3 protein-coding genes are annotated in these 3,581 nt (G+C 75.8%); all 3 read left to right on the plus strand.

The window, feature by feature from the left end:
• Nucleotides 1–273 precede the first annotated feature (273 nt).
• Nucleotides 274–1,872, plus strand: a complete 1,599-nt coding sequence (locus tag WDZ17_RS17170; protein ID WP_339576396.1) for a diguanylate cyclase — start codon at nucleotides 274–276, stop codon at nucleotides 1,870–1,872.
• 404 nt (nucleotides 1,873–2,276) lie between these two features.
• Nucleotides 2,277–2,990, plus strand: coding sequence for a hypothetical protein (locus tag WDZ17_RS17175; protein WP_339576397.1), 714 nt, complete (start codon nucleotides 2,277–2,279; stop codon nucleotides 2,988–2,990).
• A gap of 125 nt (nucleotides 2,991–3,115) precedes the next feature.
• A partial coding sequence (locus tag WDZ17_RS17180; protein ID WP_339576398.1) for a PRC-barrel domain-containing protein occupies nucleotides 3,116–3,581 on the plus strand: 466 nt, incomplete at its 3' end.

Here is a 3,581-nt window from a genome sequence, read left to right on the forward strand (position 1 = left end):
ACGGCTCGCTCGAGGCCCGCGCGCTCGTCCCCTCCTGACCGACCCACACGACCGGCCCAGCTGACCGGCCCCTGGGCGGCCCGGCGGTCGCCGGCTGCCCCGATCGGCGAGGCGCCGGCGACGCCCACCGCGCGCCCGGTCCCACGGCCCCTACCGCATCCGGGCACTTCGGTGCCATCATCGGCGTGCCGCCCTCGGAACCCCTCGAGCTGCGGCCGCTGTCCCGGCCCCGGCAGCACGTCACCACGATGTGCACCGCACGGGAGCCCTCAGATGACCGTCCACCGTCCCACCGGCACGACACCTGCGACCGGACCCGGCAGCCGCGCCGACGGGGACGCGCCCGCCGCGGCCGGCGACGTGGTCCTGGTCGAGGTCACCGGCGACGTGGACCTGACGACCTCCGCCGACCTGCAGAGCCGGCTCGACGTCGCCGGACGGTCCGCGACCGGTCGCGTCGTCGTGGACCTGTCCGGCGTCGACTTCATCGACTGCCACGGGCTGGGCGTCCTGCTCGCCGCGCGCACGCGGACCGGCGCCCGACTGGCGCTGCAGGCACCGGCACCAGCGGTGTCCTGCCTGCTCGACCTGACGGGCACCCTCCACCACTTCGACACCCCACCCGCGGCACCCGCCCCGCCCGAGCCGGGGCCCCCCGGCGTCGCGACCCCGTCGCCCTGGCCGCAGGAGGTCGTGCGCGCCGCCGCCGCGACCGTGGCGCACCTGCATCTCGGCTGCCCCGCGCAGGTCTGGCTGGCCACCCGCGTCGAGGGCGACCACCACGTCGTCACGGCGTCGACCGGTCCGTGGGCGGGCGAGCTGCCGGCCGGGACGGTGCTGCCCTGGGGGGAGCTCCTGGTGCCCACCGACGACCTGGGCACCAGCGTCTGGCCGGTGACCGACGCCGAGGAGCTCCTCGGGACCGGCGCCAGCGGGCGGCGCCTCGCGGTCCGCGCCAGCACCGGCGTCCTGCTCCGGGCCGGTGAGGACGTCGTCGGCACCCTGTGCGGCTTCACCACCCACACCACCCCGGCACCGCTGCCGGAGGCCACCACCTCGTTGCTGCACCTGCTCGGCCGGCTGCTCTGCCTCGCCCTGACCTCCGCCCGCGCCCAGGAGGTGGCCCAGGAGCTGGCCGAGGTCGACGCGCTGACCGGGCTGCGCAACCGCCGAGGCTGGCAGCAGGACCTGATCCGGGAGAACAGCCGCTGCTCCCGCCACGGCACCTCCGCCGGGGTCGTCACCATCGACCTCGACGAGCTCAAGACCACGAACGACACCTACGGCCACCACGCCGGCGATGCCCTGCTGGTCGCCACCGCCCAGGTCCTGCGCCGCACCTGCCGACCGGGCGACGTGCTCGCGCGCGTCGGGGGCGACGAGTTCACCGTCCTGGCCGTCGGAGCCGGTCCTGCCGCCGTCGCCACCCTCAGCGCCCGCGTCGAGGAGCACCTGCGCGCCGCCGGGATCCCCGCCGCCGTCGCCGGTACCGCCAGCCGGCCCACCGAGCCCCTGGAGGAGACCTGGGCCCGCACCGACCGGCAGATGTCCGTCGCCAAGAGCCGGCGTCGCGCCCGGCCCACGACCTCGCAGGCGCTCCCGCACGAGGACCTCCTCAGCCCCACCCTCATCGTCCTCCTGCACGAGCACGGGCTGCTGCCCAGCTCCGGCCGGCCCGCCGGTGACCCGCAGGACGGACGAGACGACAGCACCGCCTCCCGCCTGGACTTCATCCACCAGGCCCGCCGCGCCGGCCTCAGCCCCGCGCAGATCCGCGGCGCCCTGGCGCTGCGCCACTCCCCGACCACCCCGAGCCAGCAGCTCCAGGACCTGCTCCGCGTCGTGACCCCGTCGAGGACGAGACCGACCTGAACGAGCCCCGGTCGACCCGTCCGGGGACGTCCCCGCTCAGCCTCCCGGCGTGGACGGGCAGCGTGGACGGGCGGCGTGGTCGGGGCAGGCCGTGCGCTCACCCCTCGGAGGTCGAAACCCCTGGGCAGCAGCCGGCCGGCCGTCGTGCGGCGGCCTTCCCCCGGACGGTGAGGACACCGGCTGGACCACAGCGCCGGAGGGCGCCGCTCCCGGTCCGGCTTGCCGGGGCGGGCGAAGGGTGGTCGACTCCGATCACCACCTCGTGTGGTGCTCCCCCTGGACCCGGGTAGCCATGTCCCGTGCGCCGCCGGGGGAGCCTCGTCTTCCTCCACCTCGTCGCACGTCTGGGGACGCCCGGGTCGGTGCGAGAGAACCGGGTGTCCTTCTTGCCCAGGAGGAGATCCATGGCCAGGCACGACGACCGACCAGCAGGAGCCCGTCCCGTCGACGTGCGCACCGTCGACGAGCTCCCGCCCGCGCAGCACGTCGAGGCGGCGCCGCCCCCCAGCACCCCGCCGCAGGTCGACGTCCCGGTGGACGTCGCCGTGACGGTCCCCGGCCAGACCGGCGACCAGGTGCGCTGGGGAGCCGTGTGGGCAGGGCTCGTCGTGGCCGTCGCCACCTTCCTGCTCCTCGAGGTCGGCTTCTTCGCCCTCGGCTGGCTCACCCTGGACCCGGGCCAGCCCGATCCGGGGTCGAGCGCCGACCTCGTCACCGGTCTCATCGGTCTCGCCGCCTTCTTCCTCGGCGGGCTGACCGCGGCGGCGACCGCCCGCTGGAGGAGCGTGGACACCGGTCTGCTGCACGGGATCCTGGTGTGGGCGCTCGGCCTGGTCGTCTTCCTGCTGCTCGCGCTCCTCGGCGGCGGGGCGCTGCTCGGCAGCGTCGGACGCATCGCCGCGCAGCTGATCAGCCTCAGCCAGGTCACCGCGGAGGTGCCGTCGGTCCAGCTGGACCAGGCGGTCGAGACGGCTCGCAGCACCGCGGCGTGGGCGGCCCTGGGCCTCGGCCTGGCGGTCGTCGCGTCGGCCGTCGGCGGCCTCGTCGGGTCGAAGGCCTGGCCCCGCACGAGCTCGACCGAGCAGCCCGAGGCCGCCACGCACGTCCGGCGCGGCTGACCGGGCGGGTACCCCCGACCCGCGCCAGCACCGCCGCTCCCCGTCCGGGCGCGTCCCCGCGACCCGGTCCGCACGACCCTTCCCCCCACCCGCGACCGCGCGCCCCGCGCGCCCCTGGAGGACGCATGTCCCGCATCTCGAAGAGCCAGATCGACGACCTGTACAGCGCCACCGTCATGTCCGAGGCCGACGGGAAGGTCGGCAAGGTCGGCACCGTCTACCTCGACGACGACACCGAGCAGCCGAGCTGGGTGACGGTCAAGACCGGCCTCATGGGCGGCTCGGCGTCCTTCGTCCCGCTGGACGAGGCCACCCTGTCCGGCGACGAGCTCCACGTGCCCTACGGCAAGGACAAGATCAAGGACGCCCCGGGTCTGGAGGACGACTCCGACCTCACCCCGGCCGAGGAGCAGGACCTCTACCGGTACTACGGCCTCGCCGGCCAGGAGCCGGTGGTCGCCGACGACGAGCGCACCGACCCCGCGGGTCTCGACGACACGGACCGGCGTCCCGCCCCGGCCCAGGACGGCGACTCGATGACGCTGTCCGAGGAGCGGGTCTCGGTGGGCACGCAGAGCCGCGAGAGCGGGC

It is taken from the genome of Pseudokineococcus basanitobsidens (genome assembly GCF_037482545.1).
Lineage (GTDB): Bacteria > Actinomycetota > Actinomycetes > Actinomycetales > Quadrisphaeraceae > Pseudokineococcus > Pseudokineococcus basanitobsidens.